The sequence below is a fragment of the Paenibacillus kyungheensis genome (genome assembly GCF_028606985.1).
Classification (GTDB): Bacteria; Bacillota; Bacilli; order Paenibacillales; family Paenibacillaceae; genus Saccharibacillus; species Saccharibacillus kyungheensis.
In genome coordinates, this window is sequence record NZ_CP117416.1 from 2109043 (window position 1) to 2125455 (window position 16413).

The window sequence follows — 16413 nt, forward strand, 5'->3', positions numbered from 1 at the left end:
AAAGGATGATACAAAAGGAGAACAATAATGACCTGGTATATCAAAAGATTTGACGAATTAACATCGTTAGAAATGTATCGTATTTTACAAGAACGAACGGCTATCTTCGTTGTAGAGCAGAACTGTCCTTATCAAGAAGTCGATGGCAAAGATCTAGCTAGCTATCATTTATATAAAGAGGAAAATGGAGAGATTGTAGCCTACTCCAGACTTCTTCCAGCAGGTATCGCTTATACAGAAGCTTCGATCGGCAGAGTGATTGTTAAGCGTGAATATCGTGGCAAAGGATTAGCACAAGAGTTATTTCGCAAAAGTGTCGAATTTATTCAGAACGAATTAAAAGAAGATAAAATCAAAATTCAAGCACAACATTATCTGGAGAAATTCTATAATAGTTATGGATTTGAACCGATCTCAGACGTATATTTGGAAGATGATATTCCTCATATTGATATGATGCGTATCACAACAACATAACTACCAATCACTCAAAAAGTGAACAAAAAAAGAAGGATATGTGAAGCAGTGGTGACACTTTTTCATCTATCCTTTTTGGCTTGAAATCAATCTTAGGAAGATTTGGGTAAAAATAGTAAGCATTTAAATTGGAAATTCATACCTATGTATTGTAGAATGGGAAGAGTAAAGAGTAATTTAGTACGAATGAGGGGGCATGCACTGCTCAGTATTCAACTAGAATATGCAGAATGATATATACAAAATGCGATATATCTATTCTCAAAATCTCTGTTTTCCTGTATTTGGATTAAAAATGGCCGTAAAAGGGCTAAAAAACCTGAATAACTCTTTATGTGCAGCGAGAGAAAACGTTTTCTTGAAAAAAAGACGTTTTACTCGTTCATAGTCTAATTTTAGGCTATTTTGTGATCTATCATATAGAGGTATAATTAAATATGTTGCAATTCCGTCACAAATATATTCACAAAAAATTCAAGACGGAGGGAATCCTCGATGACTATCGACGAATCAAACCAACCATGGCTGTGGGAATCGTATTACGGACCCAATTTGGGGTATGTACAAGAACAATATGAACTGTACAAACAAGATCCGAATTCTGTAGATGAAGGATACCGTGAACTTTTTGAACGTTATGGAGAGCCTGTTGCTCCTGTTACCGTATCATCTGGTCAATCAGTGGTAAGTAGTACAGAAACACCAGCTAAAGTAGACACTAATCTGTTGAAGAAAGCGGTTGCAGCCGAACGTTTAGTATGGAATATCCGTACATACGGGCATCTGGCAGCGGATATTGATCCGCTTGGACTAAGTACAGCGACTGATGTTCGCTTACTCGATCCAGAGCAATACGGACTGGGACAACGTGACCTCGCACAACTACCAGCATCTTTGATCTGGGAAAATGCACCTCCAGAAGCAAAAGACGGATGGGAAGCTATCCAAATTTTGCGTAAGAAGTATACAGGTTCACTGGCTTATGAATTTGCACATGTACATGATGAAAAAGAACGGAACTGGCTTAACCGTCAGGTAGAAACAGGTTCATCTACACTTTCATTAGATGATGAAGAACGTATTGAGTTATTCAAGCGTCTGGTAGAAGTAGAACAATTTGAAGAATTTTTGCATCGTACATTTATTGGACAAAAACGCTTTTCTATTGAAGGTAACGATGTCCTTGTACCGATGCTAGATTCGATTGTACGTATTGCTGCACGCAGTGGAGCAAGACACGTACTTATGGGAATGGCGCATCGTGGTCGTCTGAATGTACTGGCTCATGTTCTTGGTAAGCCTTACAGTAAGATCTTCTCCGAGTTCCATCATTCACCGAACAAAGATACAATGCCTTCTGAAGGCTCGATGGGTGTTACTTTTGGTTGGACAGGTGATGTGAAGTACCATTTAGGTGCACACCGTTCTGTAACTCCAGAAGGACAAAGCTTTGAAACCCGTCTGACACTGGCAAATAATCCAAGTCACTTGGAATATGTTAATCCGGTGGTTGAAGGATTTACACGTGCTGCACAGGATGATCGTACAGATAAAGGTTATCCACGCCAGGACCCTGACAAAGCAGCAGCAATCATCATGCATGGTGATGCCGCATTTGCAGGTGAAGGTATTGTTGCAGAGACGCTTAATTTTAATCAGCTAACAGGTTACCAAAATGGCGGTACAATTCATATTATTGTTAATAACCGTCTAGGCTTCACTACAGACAGCGGAGATTCACGTTCTACTCATTATGCAAGTGACCTTGCTAAAGGATATGAAATTCCTATTATCCATGTGAACGCAGATGATCCAGAAGCTTGTCTACGTGCTGTAGCAATGGCGACTGAATATCGTAATCTATTTAAAAAAGATTTCTTGATTGATCTTATTGGATATCGTCGTTATGGTCATAATGAAACGGACGATCCTGAGACAACTCAACCTATCATGTATAGCAAAGTGAAAAATCACCTTCGTGTGGCTTCACTTTACGGTAACAAACTGGCACAACAAGGCGTAGTTGATGACAAACGTTATGAACAGTTCAAAACAGAAATCCAAGATCATCTCAAATCGATCTACGAAGAAGTGAAAACAGATCATACGGAAGATTCAAATGCACCGGTAAATCGTCTCGATACAGATAGCAAAGCACCTGAAGCTTCTACAGGAGTCTCTGCAAGCCTGCTACAGACAATTAACGAAGGATTGCTGAAATGGCCGGAGAACTTTAATGTGTATCCTAAATTACAGCGTATTCTAGAACGCCGCGCGACTGCACTAAACGCTGAAGGCAAAGTGGATTGGGGACATGCTGAAACACTGGCATTTGCTTCGATCTTAGCAGATGGCAAGCCTATTCGTATTACCGGACAAGATGTAGAACGTGCTACATTTGCTCATCGTAATTTGGTATTACATGATGCTCAGACAGGTGAACCTTTCTGCCCGTTACATCGTTTACCAGAAGCGAAAGCATCATTTGCTATTCATAATAGTCCATTGTCTGAAGCTTCAGTACTTGGATTTGAATATGGATACAATGTATATGCACCGGAGACATTAGTGATCTGGGAAGCGCAATATGGCGATTTCACCAATGCAGCGCAAGTTATTATTGACCAGTTTATCTCGGCTGGACGTAGTAAATGGACACAAAAATCCAGTCTTGTGATGTTGTTGCCACATGGTCATGAAGGTATGGGTCCTGAGCATTCCAGTGCTCGTCCAGAACGCTTCTTGCAATTGGCAGCAGAAGATAACTTTACAGTGGCTAACCTGACTTCTGCATCACAATACTTCCACCTACTTCGCCGTCAGGCACGTAGCACTCAGGAAGAATCTGTGCGTCCATTAGTCGTTATGGCACCGAAAAGCTTGATTCGTAATCCACGTGTGGCTTCCTCACCTGAGGAATTCAACGAAGGAACATTCCAACCGATACTGCAACAAAAAGGGTTGGGCGATAAAAAGAATGCTGTAGAACGCGTGATTCTTTGTACGGGTAAAGTAGCGATCGATCTAGAAGAAGCTTTGGATAAAAACAAAGAAGAAGACTACTCTTGGTTACATGTGATTCGTGTAGAACAACTGTATCCATTCCCGAAAGAAGAGATCAATGCAGTCCTTGCAGAATTCACTAACTTACAAGAAATTATCTGGCTACAAGAAGAACCGCAAAACATGGGATACTGGAGATATACCGATGCACGCTTGCGCGATCTAGCACAAGAAGGTGTAGCTGTAAGTTATATCGGTCGTCCAGAACGTTCTAGCCCTGCTAGTGGTTATCAACATATTCACGCCATCGAACAACAACGTATACTAGGATTAGCACTCAAACAAAATTCTTTACAGAACAACATATCCCTGGGAGGTAGTCGGCTGTGAGTGAAATTAAAGTACCCGAAATGGGCGAGTCTATAACCGAAGGAACGGTATCAAAATGGGTTGTGAAAGAAGGAGACACTGTCAGTCAAGGTGATGTACTACTTGAACTTGAGACAGATAAAGTCAACTTGGAGATCAGCGCTGAAGAAGACGGAGTTGTAGAGTCAATCACCAAGCAAGAAGGTGAAACGGTACAAGTCGGTGAATCTGTAGGTGTGATCGGTGCTGGAAGTGGAAGTAGCAAACCTGCTGCTTCTGAATCCAAGCCAGCTCCAGAATCCAAGCCTGAAAGCAAATCAGATGATGTAGTCACAATCAACTATCCAGCTAAAGGTTCTGAACCGGTTGCTGAAAAAACAACAGATAAATCCACTAATGCTGTAACGAGCAAACCAGATAATGGAGATGCTATCGGTACACCGGCTGCTCGCAAGTTAGCTCGTGAGCGTGGAATCGATCTAGGATCTGTACAAAGCAATGATCCGATCGGCAGAGTGAATCCAGACGATGTACGCAAACATGGTGACAAACCAGCACCAGCGAAGTCTGAAAGTACTCCTGCTAAAAAACCTGTTGAAAATAACCCTGCTAAGCCAGCAGATCGTCAACCGATGTCACGTCGTCGTCGTACGATTGCTAATCGTTTGGTAGAAGCTCAACACAATGCTGCAATGTTAACAACATTTAATGAAGTGGATATGACAGCGATCTTAGACGTTCGTAAACGTCGTAAAGATGCTTTTAAAGAAAAATATGATGTAGGTTTAGGATTTATGTCTTTCTTCACCAAAGCAGTTGTAGGGGCTCTTAAAAAATTCCCTATGGTCAACGCTGAGATCGATGGCGATGATGTAATTGTGAAGAAATTCTATGATATCGGTATTGCGGTATCCGCTAAAGAAGGTCTTGTGGTTCCTGTTGTTCGTGATGCAGACCGTCTAGGTTTTGCACAAATCGAAAAAGAGATCGCCACATTAGCTTCCAAAGCACGTTCTAACACATTAGGATTGTCTGAGCTGCAAGGCGGTACATTTACAATCACTAATGGTGGTGTATTTGGTTCCTTGCTATCCACGCCTATCTTGAACGCACCGCAAGTAGCGATTCTGGGTATGCACAAAATCCAGCTTCGTCCGGTAGCGATTGATGCAGAACGTATGGAAAATCGTCCGATGATGTATATTGCATTGTCTTACGATCACCGTATTATTGATGGTAGCGAAGCAGTAAGCTTCCTTGTAAAAGTAAAAGAATTGCTTGAAGATCCAGAAACATTGTTGATCGAAGGCTAATTTATAAGTAAATCAAAGGAGCTTCCAGAAGGTTGGAAGCTCCTTTTTGATGTTTTATTTATCATCTGTTCAGTATAATAAGGTGAGCTGTGAGAAAGAACAGGATATCTAACTGTTCAAATAGGAGGAAAAAAAGCAAATGAACAAATTGTTATTTATTTGTAGTCGTAATCAATGGCGTAGCTTAACGGCTGAAAAAATATTTGAACATCTGGAAGGATATCAAGTACGCTCAGCAGGCACAGAAGAAAATGCACGCATCAAAGTAACCGCAGGTCATATCGGTTGGGCAGATATTATTTTTGTAATGGAAAAAAAGCATAAACGTAAAATCCAATCTAAATTCAATGAAGAACTAATAGGTAAAACGATCATTTGTTTGAATATTTCAGACGACTATAGATTTATGGATGAAGAATTGATCGGATTACTAGAATCCAGTGTTAGCGAATATATTGAGATTACATAATCTATAACGGAGTACATATAAAAATAAATTCACTCTCTATATGTCATTGCTTTCATTCAATCTTGTTATTCAATATGTATGCTTTTGGGTATATTGATTACAGGTTGAAAGTAAATGCGTTTTTTCTGAAACTAAAGTACGTTTAGTCATTGCTAGAATCAATCGAGTACACATCTTGATTTTTCGAAAAGTGTGTCAAACGATAGACTCAATATTTGCAAGTACATAGACAGAACAAGTTGCAATGACGCTTTAGGAATCAATAGGGAGAGATGATGATGGAAAAGGGAGCAAGTCAAAAAGCTTTTTTACGCAAAATAATTTTAATATCTACATTAGGTGGATTGCTATTTGGTTATGATACAGGGGTAATCAATGGAGCTTTACCATTTATGTCAGCTGCACTAGGATTAAATTCGTTTACAGAAGGATTAGTGGCTAGTATTCTTTTATTTGGTGCAGCATTCGGAGCTATTGCAGGAGGACGACTTTCAGATTATTTAGGACGTAAGCAAAATATTATTTATTTAGCTGTTTTGTTTTTCGTTGCTACAGTGGGGTCGACACTCGCTCCTAACGTAACTGTTATGGTGATTTGCCGCTTCTTACTAGGGCTTGCTGTAGGTGGTGCTTCAGTAACAGTACCCTCTTATCTAGCAGAAATGTCTCCTGCTAACAAACGTGGCGGTATCGTTACACGTAATGAGCTAATGATTGTCAGCGGACAATTGCTTGCATTTATCTTTAATGCGATTCTAGGTATAACAATGGGCGATAATACCCATGTATGGCGTTACATGTTAGCAATTGCTTCGATTCCAGCGATTTTCTTATTTTTTGGAATGCTACGTGTTCCTGAAAGTCCACGCTGGTTAGTTGCAAAAGGTAAAAATGAGCGTGCATTAAAAGCACTTCGCAAAATTCGTACAGAAGAACAAGCAAAAATTGAAGTAGAAGAAATCAAAGCTTCATTTGATGCAGAAGAAAGTACAGAAAAAGCAGGATTTAAAGATCTTGCTGTACCGTGGATACGTCGTCTGATGTTTATTGGATTGGGTATCGCAGTCGTTCAACAGATTACCGGTGTCAATTCAATTATTTACTACGGAACTGAAATTTTAAAAGATGCTGGTTTTGAAACAAAAGCAGCATTGATTAGTAATATTGCTAATGGTGTCATCTCTGTAGCAGCAACATTTTTGGGAATGTGGTTGCTAGGTAAAATTGGTCGTCGACCTATGCTTAGAACAGGTTTGATCGGTACAACATGTGTATTATTGTTGATCGCGATTTTCTCAACAGTACTGGAAGGTTCACCTGCTTTGCCTTATGTGATCTTATCCTTAACTGTTACATTCCTTGCTTTCCAACAAGGAGCGATCTCTCCGGTAACGTGGTTGATGTTATCTGAGATATTCCCTTTACAATTACGTGGATTTGGAATGGGTGTTACCGTATTCTGCTTATGGATTGTTAACTTCTTAGTCGGATTAACATTCCCTGTATTGATGGCAGGTATTGGACTATCGGCGACGTTCTACTTATTCGCTGCTTTGGGATTACTGGCGATCACATTTGTACAAAAGTATTTACCAGAAACCAAAGGCTTTACATTAGAAGAATTGGAAGAAAAATTCCGCAATTATGGTAAAAAGAAACCTAAAAAAGCTAAAGTTAAACCAGCTCCTGCTAAATAATATAATTATTATCTAACGTTACAGAGAAGCGACTTCGTGAGGATAGAATGATCCTGGGAAGTCGCTTTTTAGTATAAAAATCACTTTTTATACAGAAGTCTTATTTACATATATGCAAGTAGATATTGGTTTAAAAGTAGCTTTTTGCTTTGTATATCGCTTATCGTTACAATTGAGATAGAGTATAACTTCTATACATAACTTATCGTCAAAGATTTATTTTAACAGGAATGGTGGACTGATCTGGTTGGGTATACGTTAGGTAGTGGGAAAGTATCATTTGCAGATAGTATGATTTTGAAGTTCAGGAGGAGAAAAGGATGGATCACAAGAGGGTAACAGAGCAACTTTTGCATGAGTTAGAAGGAGAGAAAGGTAGTTTTATTTTGCGGTTACGTGTAGACTTGGAATGGGATCATGCACATATAGCGCAAGTATTACGAACGATGGTTACATACATAACTGCTTTGGAATCGAATATTTCTTTGGAGCGTCATATCGCACGTGGATTTTGGTTTTTTACGAATTTTGTAAAAGATTGGTCTTCTCATGAATCATTTCGCGCTAAAAATCCTTATCCTGAAACCTATTATCAATCAGTCTATGAATTGATCTTTTTATTAACCGATTGGTATTTTTCAGGCGAATGTCCATTTGTCGAACAAGAAGCATTTGAGCAAGAGATAGCTCGCTTGGATACTTTATTACAAGCAGAGGAATCATAAGCAAATAGCGCATCATCTACAGTCCACGTTCACTGACACAATGCGCTATTTTGAATGATTGATTATTAATAGACGCTACATATTGTAGACGATATCAATGATACATTGTATATTACTTGGATGCTGATTGAATATCTTCCCATAGTACACTGTTCACATACTGGCTTTGTCCGGTAACATCTTCACCAAACCAATCAGGCTTTTGAAAATGTTCTACATCCGTTTCTTCTGCAAATTCAATCTCAATTGTGATTAGATCAGGTTGGACAGTGTTATGATAAATATCAAGATCAAATTGATCATCATTCCATTTTACTTTTTTACGTGTTTTTATCAATGGAATCACATCTAACTTGCTGATCAATTGCTCATAAATACCAGCACCGATATCAAATTCTGTTTCTTCTCGAACCAGACCTTTACCAGCTTTGTGCGTCATTGTGAATTGTTCTTGACCATCAATCACTAATTTACGTACACGTAGTGTCTCTGATTCACTGGTAGCCAGATAAGTCTGATGAATCTCTTGGGTCTGTATAATATCCAAATCTGCTGGATAGGTATGTAATACGTATTTTTTTTCGATTTCTTTGCCCATGATAAGCCCTCCTGAATAACTATTTTCTTTATTTTAGCATATTGCACAAGGTTTATTGATACAGTGTTTGGTTATACCTATAATGATAGGGACATTTACGGAATAATGAAAAATAGGTAATGGAGGTGAAAGGAATGAAATTAGCAGAAGCATTAATATTACGTTCTGATGTGCAAAAAAGAATCGAACAGATGAAAGTACGTCTGAGCCGAAGTGCCAAAGTCCAAGAAGGTGAAAAACCTCCTGAACGTCCTAATGAATTGTTGAAAGAAATGGGACATTTATTGACCGAATTGAATGTACTGATCAAACGTATTAATCGCACCAATTCACAAGTGATTTTTGAAAATGAAATGACATTAGCAGATGCTCTAGCCGATCGAGATACATTAGGCTTACGCCGAAATATATTGAATGATCTTATGCATACTGCGAGTATCAAGCAAGATCGTTATACAAAGTCTGAAGTTCGATTTCTGGCGACAGTCAATATTGGAACACTGCAAGAAGAGATGGATAATCTTGCTAAAACCTATCGCCAACTGGATACACGTATCCAAGAGTTGAACTGGAAAACAGAATTAGTCGATTAACCATTAAAAAATATAAACTTACAAGTTGGTAGTCTATTATCTATTGAGGCGAGCATACAAACCGCCAACTGGTTTAAGTTGGACGCTGGGTAGGAATTAGGGGCAATTTCTGAAGGTTCGAGTCCTTTAATAATAAATTAGCCTTGTATTGTTACATGAGTACAACTCACATATTATTGTTACTACCACATGCTGATCATAGATATAGGCGAGGGCGGGTTCGGGGATTTGTAAGATGAACTTCATTTTTACATAGCTATTCACATTCTCTATACGTTATGAAGAAGATACTTCTTAGTCTGAGAAGTATTTTCTTTTTTTATTATGCAATAGGAATATTAAAATCTTAAAATTAGAGATTTCTTTCCACTTCGTGTACAATAAACAAGAGACTGAGAATGATTATCATAGAGGAGGAAGTTATAGATGAGTATTTCAGAAAGTATTCGTAATCGTCGTTCGATCGGTAAAGTGAAGCAGGATGCTATTCCGCGTGAAAGTATTGAGCGTATTTTGGAAGCAGGAATTTGGGCGCCGAATCATCGTTTAACTGAACCGTGGAAATTTTTCGTCTTAGAAGGTAACGGACGTAACAAGTTAGCAGAAGCACTTGCTAGTGTAGCAGGTAATGGTGAAGTAACAGAAGAAAGTCTTTCTTCTGCACGTAAAAAGGTAGAACGCGCACCTCTAATTATCGCTGTAGCGGTAGAACCTGCTGATAATCCTAAAATTATCGAGCTTGAAGAGTATGGTGCAGTATTTGCAGCGATTCAAAATATGTTGCTGGAAATTCATGAGTTGGGACTGGGCGCAGTATGGAGAAGTGGCGAACCTTGTTACCATGAATTGATGGGCAAAGCATTTGATCTAAGCGAAAAAGGTAAAATGTTAGGCTTCCTTTATATCGGTGTACCTGAAAATAACGACCAACAAAGCAAACGTACTCCTTTTGCTGAAAAAACAGTTTGGATTAGTGAGTAAACTAGGAGGAACACGATGATTACATGCTATCTCAAATATGTGATAGATCCTTATCAAGTAAACGAATTTGAACAGTATGCTAAGATGTGGATACCGCTAGTTCACAAATTAGGTGGGACGCATCATGGTTATTTTCTTCCACATGAAGGTGCGAATAACATCGCCTATGCTTTGTTTTCTTTTCCAAGCCTTGCTGATTACGAAGAATATCGTCAGAAGATGATGGTAGATGAAGAATGCCAGCAAGCGTTTGAATTTGCCAATCAGAACAAATGTATTATTAGTTACGAACGTAGCTTTATGCGTCCTGTGTTTGAATAAGTAGGATATGTATAAATCAAAAGCCTTTCACGATCAAGAGCATCTGTCGGAATATGCTCTAGTCATGAAAGGCTTTTATGTGCAATTAAAGCTTGCTTGCGCTCACTTCTTGTCCTAATTTGTGACGGATATCGTCTGCCGCTTCAACCATTAATTGAAGAGCAGCTACCGTTTCAGGATGAGCACGTGTTTTCAATCCGCAGTCTGGATTGATCCAGAATAATTTAGGATCAAGTACACGTAGAGCACGTTCGATCAACTGTACCATTTCTTCTTTGGCAGGCACACGAGGACTATGGATATCATAGACACCCAGACCAATACCTTTATCATAGCCATGCACTTCAAAAGAAGAAATCAATTCGCCATGACTACGTGAAGTCTCAATAGAGATAACATCTGCATCCATATCTTTGATAGCATCAATAATATCATGGAATTCCGAATAGCACATATGAGTATGAATTTGGGTCGTTTCTTGTACAGCCGCTGTAGATAGACGGAATGAGCCTACTGCCCAATCAAGGTATTCCTGCCATTTGTTGCGTTTAAGAGGCAATCCTTCACGTAGAGCAGGTTCATCGACCTGAATCATTTCAATACCTGCCGCTTCAAGCGCCAGAATCTCATCCGAGATAGCGCGTGCAATCTGATAAGATACTTTGCTACGTGGAATATCATCCCGTACAAAAGACCAGTTCAGAATAGTAACCGGGCCTGTTAGCATTCCTTTAACAGGTTTGCTGGTTAGAGATTGAGCATATTTGGTTTCTGTCACCGTCATTGGTTTCACAAAATGAACATTACCGTAGATCACAGGAGGTTTGACGCAACGAGAACCATACGATTGAACCCAACCAAAGCGTGTAAATGTAAATCCATCTAACTGCTCTCCGAAAAACTCAACCATATCAGTACGTTCAAATTCACCATGTACCAATACATCCAAATTCAATTCTTCTTGAATCGAAATCCAGTCTTGAATCTGTTCTTCGATAAAACGGTTATAATCTGCTGGAGATAATTCGCCTTTGCGCCATAGTTGACGAGCACGACGTACTTCTACAGTTTGCGGGAAGCTACCAATTGTAGTCGTCGGCAATAATGGTAATTTCCATTTGTCTGCATGAATAACTTGACGCTGTGCAAAAGGAACATTACGTGTAGCCGAACCTTCATTTTGCTGTAGATGTTCTTCTTGCGGAGCGCGCCATGACGAATTGGCAATGCGTTCAACGGCTTCACGACTGCGATCTAATGCTTCTTGTACAGCAGGAGCACCGATATTAGCTGCTTTGGTTAATAGCGCAAGTTCTTCTAATTTCTGATCGGCAAAAGCAAGAGCGTCTTTAATAATTGGATCAAGAGACGTTTCACTATTAGTTGTCACAGGTACATGTTGTAGACTGCAAGACGGCTGAATAAGCAAGCGATCCGCAGGTACCGTTTGAGAGATCGTTTGAATCAATTGAATTTTATCTTCTAATTTGGAGCGCCAGATGTTACGTCCATCGACCAGACCTACACCTAGAATTTTGTCTTCAGGGAAGCCCCAATCATCCAGATTATTCAGATTCTGCTCTAATCCATGTACAAAATCCAAGCCAATTCCTTGAACAGGGAGATCGATTAATTTACCAAAATCATCTACACCTTCAAAATAAGTCTGTACCAGCAAATTCACATCAGGAGCCGCCTGATTGAATTGAGTGTAAATCTCTTGCACCCATTGCCATTCTTCAGCAGATACTTCCAGTGCTAGTGAAGGCTCATCTATTTGAACCCAGCGTACACCTGCTTTGTTCAATCCTTGCAATATCTCTACATATAAAGGAGCTAACTGATCTAACCATTGCTTTAATTCAGAAGCTTCATATCCTTTAGAAAGTTTGAGGAACGTATACGGGCCGATCAATACCGGCTTGGTCTCAATACCTAATTCTGTTTTGGCTTCTAAATATAATCGCAATGGACGGTTTTCTGTTAATTGCGGTGTAATTCCACCCAGTTCAGGTACGATATAATGGTAATTGGTATTGAACCATTTGGTCATTTCACCTGCGGTTGCTTGATCTGTACCCCGAGCAATCGCAAAGTATTGTTGTAAGGATACTTCGCCACCTGTATAACCAAAGCGTTCAGGTACTAATCCGAAAGTAACAGCCGTATCTAAGACGTGATCATAATATGAAAAGTCGCCTACAGGAATTAGATCGATACCAGCTTTGCTTTGTTTGCTTAGATGAGCAAGGCGCAATTCTTTCATCGTTTGTAAAAAGTCAGCTTCCGAAGATTTGTTACTCCAGAATGCTTCTAGCGCTTTTTTCCATTCACGTTGTTCACCAAGACGCGGATAACCAATATTGCTACTGAGTACTTTTGGCATTATTATTCCCCCTGAAAGTTGATTGTTTAGTACAATCATCATAGCGTATTCTGGCAGGATATGGTTATACGTTTTGCCTATATCCTATCATGATTCCACGCTATAGCTAGATTTGCCTTTTTGGTAACAAAGTCATTTGATGGTAAGATAGAAAGGAAAGAAACAGTATACATAGTTAAAGGCAAGGAATAAAAAGGGGGACAACATGAGTATTTTGTATTTGTTTTGGGCTTTTGTAGGTCAAGCTATATTAGGAATAGTGATTACAGGATTGAACAGATTAGGATTAGCCGCAATTTGGTTAGATTATTTCCCGACTGTCATTGTAAGCATTTTGTATTTTATTGGATTTATGAAATTAGAAAAAGTAAATCCGCAATTCGCCAAAGGTAAACCATTTGCGATAGCTGCGGCTGTACTTGCCGTTATTCAAATCTTTTTACCTGATCAAGCCAATGTATTACCTTTACCGTGGTGGTTAACTATCGTATCGTTGTTAGTCATTATTGCTGATTTGTTTATTATTTATACGGTATGTAAAGGAATAGGGCAGATGGCAGAAGCGCAGAACTTGCCAGATTTCAAAAAAGTATCTTATCAGCGCTGGATTATCTATGTATGCAATCAAATTTTAGCGTTAGCTGTATTAGCGATCAGTGCATTTGTATCATCTACAACTACAGGAAGTATGGTGACGTTAGCTGGATTGCTAGGAGTGATCTATGTTGTTTTTGGTCTACTTGTTTATATTTTAATGGCTACATTCATCTGGAAAGCGCACCAACTACTAGATATAAAATAGGAGGAATGAAGAATGACTAACGTATTGGTATTAGGTGGAACACGATTTTTCGGCAAAAAACTGGTGGAATTATTACTGAAAGAAAATATCCAAGTTACCTTGCTGACTCGTGGTCAGACTGAAGATGAATTTGGTGATCGGGTTCAACGACTAGTTGTTGATCGCGAAGATGCTGTCGCTTTGGAAAAAGCGATCGGAGATCAGCAGTATGATGTGGTCTACGATAATATTTGTTTTACACCGCAGCAAGCACGTGAAGCTGTAGCGATTTTCCAACATAAAGCAAAGCGTTATATTCTAACGTCGAGCTTATCCGTCTATGATTTTGGGCAAGCGGTATTGCATGAACCGGATGTCGATACCCATCATTATATAATTGATGAAGATCCAGAAGCGAAGCTGAGTTATGGAGAAGGCAAGCGTCAAGCGGAAGCTGTATTTTTTCAACAAGCCGATTTTCCAGTAGCGGCGGTACGATTCCCTATTGTGTTAGGGCCGAATGATTATACTAAGCGGCTCCATTTTCATGTAGAACGTGTGTTAAATAATGAAGTAATAGGCATTTCGAATATCGAAGCGCAGATGAACTTTATTCATGAGCAAGAAGCCGCAGAATTTTTGTTCTGGTTAGGAATTTCATCTGATCTAACAGGCCCTGTAAATGCACGTTCTGATGGAGAAGTCAGCTTGCGTGAATTTATCAAATGGGTAGAGCAGGGAACTGGTCAACAGGCTATCTTACAGAGCGAGACAGATGAAAAAGCACAATCTCCTTTTGGTGTTCCTGATTCGTGGATTATGGATACATCCAAAGCGAAGCAAGCTGGATTTACATTCTATGTATTGTCAAAATGGATGCCTGAATTGATTAAGTATATTGCTTCAGCAACTAAATAACAGCATTAATAAAAGAAGTAACGGAAGAATGGAGTACGGCGATGGTAACTGATATTTTTATAGGAGATATTCCTTTGGTGGATGGAGTTATACAGCAAGTGATACTTTTACCGGAACAGGTGAAAATATATTTTCAGACAGAACAAGGGATTTCGATTATATTTTCGTTAGAACAAGTAGCGGCTGTATGGGATCGTCGCTCCGCCGGACAAGAAATAGGCGGAATGCGAACCGTTCCCTGGTCACGTACAGAAGCTCCGATACGTGATTATCTGTTAGCTCAAGTAGAGCAAGGTGAATTAAGCGAAGAATGGTTAAGTAGTCTTTCCATGTATTCGTTTGTTAGTAGCTGGGGTGATCATTCTATTCTAGATATTGTAGCTAGTGAGATACGTACTCAGCGCCAATGAGATCAATGCTTATGAGATAGATTCATACGCCGATAAGCACCAATAAGAAATGGCAAACCAAGTGCACAGGTCAATGCTAGCGGTACAAATATTTGCATACTATGTTGTGCGCCTCTAACATCAAGTAGAAAACCTCCAAGTATAGGGGCGCACACATTACCTAAATTGTTAAAGCCAATCGTTCCAAAGTACGTTCCTTTCCATTCCGGCTTCGCTATTCGATCAATTAACATATCCATCATTGTAAATAACAAGACTTCCCCTATTGTGAAAATAACAGTAATGATCATAAATGCTAGACCTGTACTGGCAAGCCCATACAATAGTAAGCTCGTAGCTACAAAGATATTACCGATAATCAATGAGACTACAGGAGCAAAGCGTGAAGCCCATTTGACCAAAGGATATTGTACTACCAGTACTGTGATCGCATTCAGTGTTAACATATATGCAAACCATGTAGCACCATCGTGCAGATCAGGAACCAATGCTAAATATTGCGGTAACGTTGAATTGAGATGACCATAACCGAGTACACAGAATGTTGTTCCAATCAATATGTATAAAAAGATTCGATCTTGAGAAATAACTCGTAATGCTTTTTTCAAAGTAATTCGTTGTTCTGTCGTAGAGGTAGATTCAATATGTATAGGATGTTTACCAAATTGAAACATAAGAACAACAGTATAAAGTACATAGATACAGCCAGCCATTATAAAAGCACTGCTTGATCCATTGGTACTAAACCATAAACCTAACAATGGGCCAAAAACAACACCAACATTAATCGCTGTATAACGCATATTAAAAATTAACAATTTTTGTTCTTGAGGTGTAACTTCAGATAATAACGCACGCGAAGTCGGTTCAAATAAAGAGCGGCATAGTCCATTTAAAGTATTGACTACAAAAAACATCCAGATTTGATTCGAAGCAGCAAAAGCGAAAAATACAATACTCCAACCAGCTATCGACAAAATCATAACCTTTTTGCGACCAATACGGTCTGAAATATAACCTCCGTAAAAGCTAGCAAATACGCCTACTAAAGAACTCACAGCTACAGTAATTCCTGTTTGGGTAGGTGAAGCTCCTAGCGATTGAGTCAGATAAATTGATAAAAAAGGAATACTCATCGAAGTCGCCATTCGTCCAAAAAGTGTGCCTACAATGATCGTCCATGCCAAAGGATGGATACCACGCAATTGTAAAAAAGACGTTCTCATCGTTCCAAATCACTCCTTTACTCTACATCGTACAAAAAAATATTTTCTCACCGTTATAAAAAGCTGTCAAGATCGCTTACTAACTTATACTTATCATTTCCTATTTATTGTCATATAATGGGATGAAATAGATAAAGGAGGTCTTG

15 protein-coding genes are annotated in these 16413 nt (G+C 39.1%); 12 read left to right on the top strand and 3 right to left on the bottom strand.

What is annotated here, in order from left to right:
• Positions 1 to 27: 27 nt before the first annotated feature.
• From PQ456_RS09375 to PQ456_RS09400, 6 genes are all read left to right on the top strand, one after another.
• A complete protein-coding gene (locus PQ456_RS09375) occupies positions 28 to 477 on the top strand; it encodes a GNAT family N-acetyltransferase (protein ID WP_273615868.1) in 450 nt (149 codons plus the stop codon).
• 495 nt (positions 478 to 972) lie between these two features.
• Entirely contained in the window at positions 973 to 3870 is a 2898-nt protein-coding gene (locus tag PQ456_RS09380; RefSeq protein ID WP_273615869.1) for a 2-oxoglutarate dehydrogenase E1 component, read from the top strand.
• On the top strand, positions 3867 to 5162 hold the full coding sequence (gene odhB, locus PQ456_RS09385; protein WP_273615870.1) for a 2-oxoglutarate dehydrogenase complex dihydrolipoyllysine-residue succinyltransferase: 1296 nt from the start codon (positions 3867 to 3869) through the stop codon (positions 5160 to 5162). Before PQ456_RS09380 ends, odhB begins: the two co-directional genes overlap by 4 nt.
• A gap of 139 nt (positions 5163 to 5301) precedes the next feature.
• The gene (locus PQ456_RS09390) at positions 5302 to 5631 is read left to right on the top strand and encodes a low molecular weight protein tyrosine phosphatase family protein (protein ID WP_273615871.1); all 330 of its coding nucleotides are present in this window, start codon (positions 5302 to 5304) and stop codon (positions 5629 to 5631) included.
• 278 nt (positions 5632 to 5909) lie between these two features.
• Entirely contained in the window at positions 5910 to 7328 is a 1419-nt protein-coding gene (locus tag PQ456_RS09395; RefSeq protein ID WP_273615872.1) for a sugar porter family MFS transporter, read from the top strand.
• 320 nt (positions 7329 to 7648) lie between these two features.
• On the top strand, positions 7649 to 8053 hold the full coding sequence (locus tag PQ456_RS09400) for a hypothetical protein (RefSeq protein WP_273615873.1): 405 nt from the start codon (positions 7649 to 7651) through the stop codon (positions 8051 to 8053).
• Positions 8054 to 8165: 112 nt separating this feature from the next.
• On the opposite strand, the gene PQ456_RS09405 is transcribed toward PQ456_RS09400, so the two are convergent.
• Complete coding sequence (locus PQ456_RS09405) at positions 8166 to 8651, bottom strand: CYTH domain-containing protein (protein ID WP_273615874.1); 486 nt, start codon at positions 8649 to 8651, stop codon at positions 8166 to 8168.
• 134 nt (positions 8652 to 8785) lie between these two features.
• Here PQ456_RS09405 and PQ456_RS09410 point away from each other — a divergent pair, with 134 nt between their 5' ends.
• The 3 genes from PQ456_RS09410 to PQ456_RS09420 all read left to right on the top strand — a co-directional run bounded on the left by PQ456_RS09410 (position 8786) and on the right by PQ456_RS09420 (position 10546).
• On the top strand, positions 8786 to 9244 hold the full coding sequence (locus PQ456_RS09410) for a DIP1984 family protein (RefSeq protein ID WP_273615875.1): 459 nt from the start codon (positions 8786 to 8788) through the stop codon (positions 9242 to 9244).
• Positions 9245 to 9670: 426 nt separating this feature from the next.
• Complete coding sequence (locus PQ456_RS09415; RefSeq protein WP_273615876.1) at positions 9671 to 10225, top strand: nitroreductase family protein; 555 nt, start codon at positions 9671 to 9673, stop codon at positions 10223 to 10225.
• A 15-nt stretch (positions 10226 to 10240) separates the two neighbouring features.
• Complete coding sequence (locus PQ456_RS09420; protein WP_273615877.1) at positions 10241 to 10546, top strand: NIPSNAP family protein; 306 nt, start codon at positions 10241 to 10243, stop codon at positions 10544 to 10546.
• Positions 10547 to 10631: 85 nt separating this feature from the next.
• On the opposite strand, the gene metE is transcribed toward PQ456_RS09420, so the two are convergent.
• Complete coding sequence (gene metE / locus PQ456_RS09425; protein WP_273615878.1) at positions 10632 to 12932, bottom strand: 5-methyltetrahydropteroyltriglutamate--homocysteine S-methyltransferase; 2301 nt, start codon at positions 12930 to 12932, stop codon at positions 10632 to 10634.
• Positions 12933 to 13137: 205 nt separating this feature from the next.
• On the opposite strand from metE, the gene PQ456_RS09430 reads away from it, so the two are divergent.
• The 3 genes from PQ456_RS09430 to PQ456_RS09440 are packed head-to-tail and all read left to right on the top strand — an operon-like array spanning position 13138 to position 15041.
• On the top strand, positions 13138 to 13734 hold the full coding sequence (locus PQ456_RS09430; protein WP_273615879.1) for a hypothetical protein: 597 nt from the start codon (positions 13138 to 13140) through the stop codon (positions 13732 to 13734).
• Positions 13735 to 13746: 12 nt separating this feature from the next.
• Positions 13747 to 14631 (top strand): NAD-dependent epimerase/dehydratase family protein, encoded by an 885-nt coding sequence (locus tag PQ456_RS09435; protein WP_273615880.1) that lies wholly within the window; start codon positions 13747 to 13749, stop codon positions 14629 to 14631.
• A 41-nt stretch (positions 14632 to 14672) separates the two neighbouring features.
• Positions 14673 to 15041, top strand: coding sequence for a hypothetical protein (locus PQ456_RS09440; protein ID WP_273615881.1), 369 nt, complete (start codon positions 14673 to 14675; stop codon positions 15039 to 15041).
• Positions 15042 to 15043: 2 nt separating this feature from the next.
• Here PQ456_RS09440 and PQ456_RS09445 read toward each other — a convergent pair whose 3' ends face one another.
• The gene (locus PQ456_RS09445; RefSeq protein ID WP_273615882.1) at positions 15044 to 16267 is read right to left on the bottom strand and encodes an MDR family MFS transporter; all 1224 of its coding nucleotides are present in this window, start codon (positions 16265 to 16267) and stop codon (positions 15044 to 15046) included.
• Between the last annotated feature and the right edge of the window lie 146 nt (positions 16268 to 16413).

Bases quoted from the DNA above. Each gene is read 5' to 3' on its own strand.
- PQ456_RS09440 (WP_273615881.1), top strand. From the start codon at position 14,673: ATGGTAACTGATATTTTTATAGGAGATATTCCTTTGGTGGATGGAGTT.
- PQ456_RS09380 (WP_273615869.1), top strand. From the start codon at position 973: ATGACTATCGACGAATCAAACCAACCATGGCTGTGGGAATCGTATTAC.
- PQ456_RS09435 (WP_273615880.1), top strand. From the start codon at position 13,747: ATGACTAACGTATTGGTATTAGGTGGAACACGATTTTTCGGCAAAAAA.
- PQ456_RS09375 (WP_273615868.1), top strand. From the start codon at position 28: ATGACCTGGTATATCAAAAGATTTGACGAATTAACATCGTTAGAAATG.
- PQ456_RS09395 (WP_273615872.1), top strand. From the start codon at position 5,910: ATGGAAAAGGGAGCAAGTCAAAAAGCTTTTTTACGCAAAATAATTTTA.
- PQ456_RS09390 (WP_273615871.1), top strand. From the start codon at position 5,302: ATGAACAAATTGTTATTTATTTGTAGTCGTAATCAATGGCGTAGCTTA.
- metE (WP_273615878.1), bottom strand. From the start codon at position 12,932: ATGCCAAAAGTACTCAGTAGCAATATTGGTTATCCGCGTCTTGGTGAA.
- PQ456_RS09400 (WP_273615873.1), top strand. From the start codon at position 7,649: ATGGATCACAAGAGGGTAACAGAGCAACTTTTGCATGAGTTAGAAGGA.
- PQ456_RS09415 (WP_273615876.1), top strand. From the start codon at position 9,671: ATGAGTATTTCAGAAAGTATTCGTAATCGTCGTTCGATCGGTAAAGTG.
- PQ456_RS09410 (WP_273615875.1), top strand. From the start codon at position 8,786: ATGAAATTAGCAGAAGCATTAATATTACGTTCTGATGTGCAAAAAAGA.
- PQ456_RS09420 (WP_273615877.1), top strand. From the start codon at position 10,241: ATGATTACATGCTATCTCAAATATGTGATAGATCCTTATCAAGTAAAC.
- PQ456_RS09405 (WP_273615874.1), bottom strand. From the start codon at position 8,651: ATGGGCAAAGAAATCGAAAAAAAATACGTATTACATACCTATCCAGCA.
- PQ456_RS09445 (WP_273615882.1), bottom strand. From the start codon at position 16,267: ATGAGAACGTCTTTTTTACAATTGCGTGGTATCCATCCTTTGGCATGG.
- PQ456_RS09430 (WP_273615879.1), top strand. From the start codon at position 13,138: ATGAGTATTTTGTATTTGTTTTGGGCTTTTGTAGGTCAAGCTATATTA.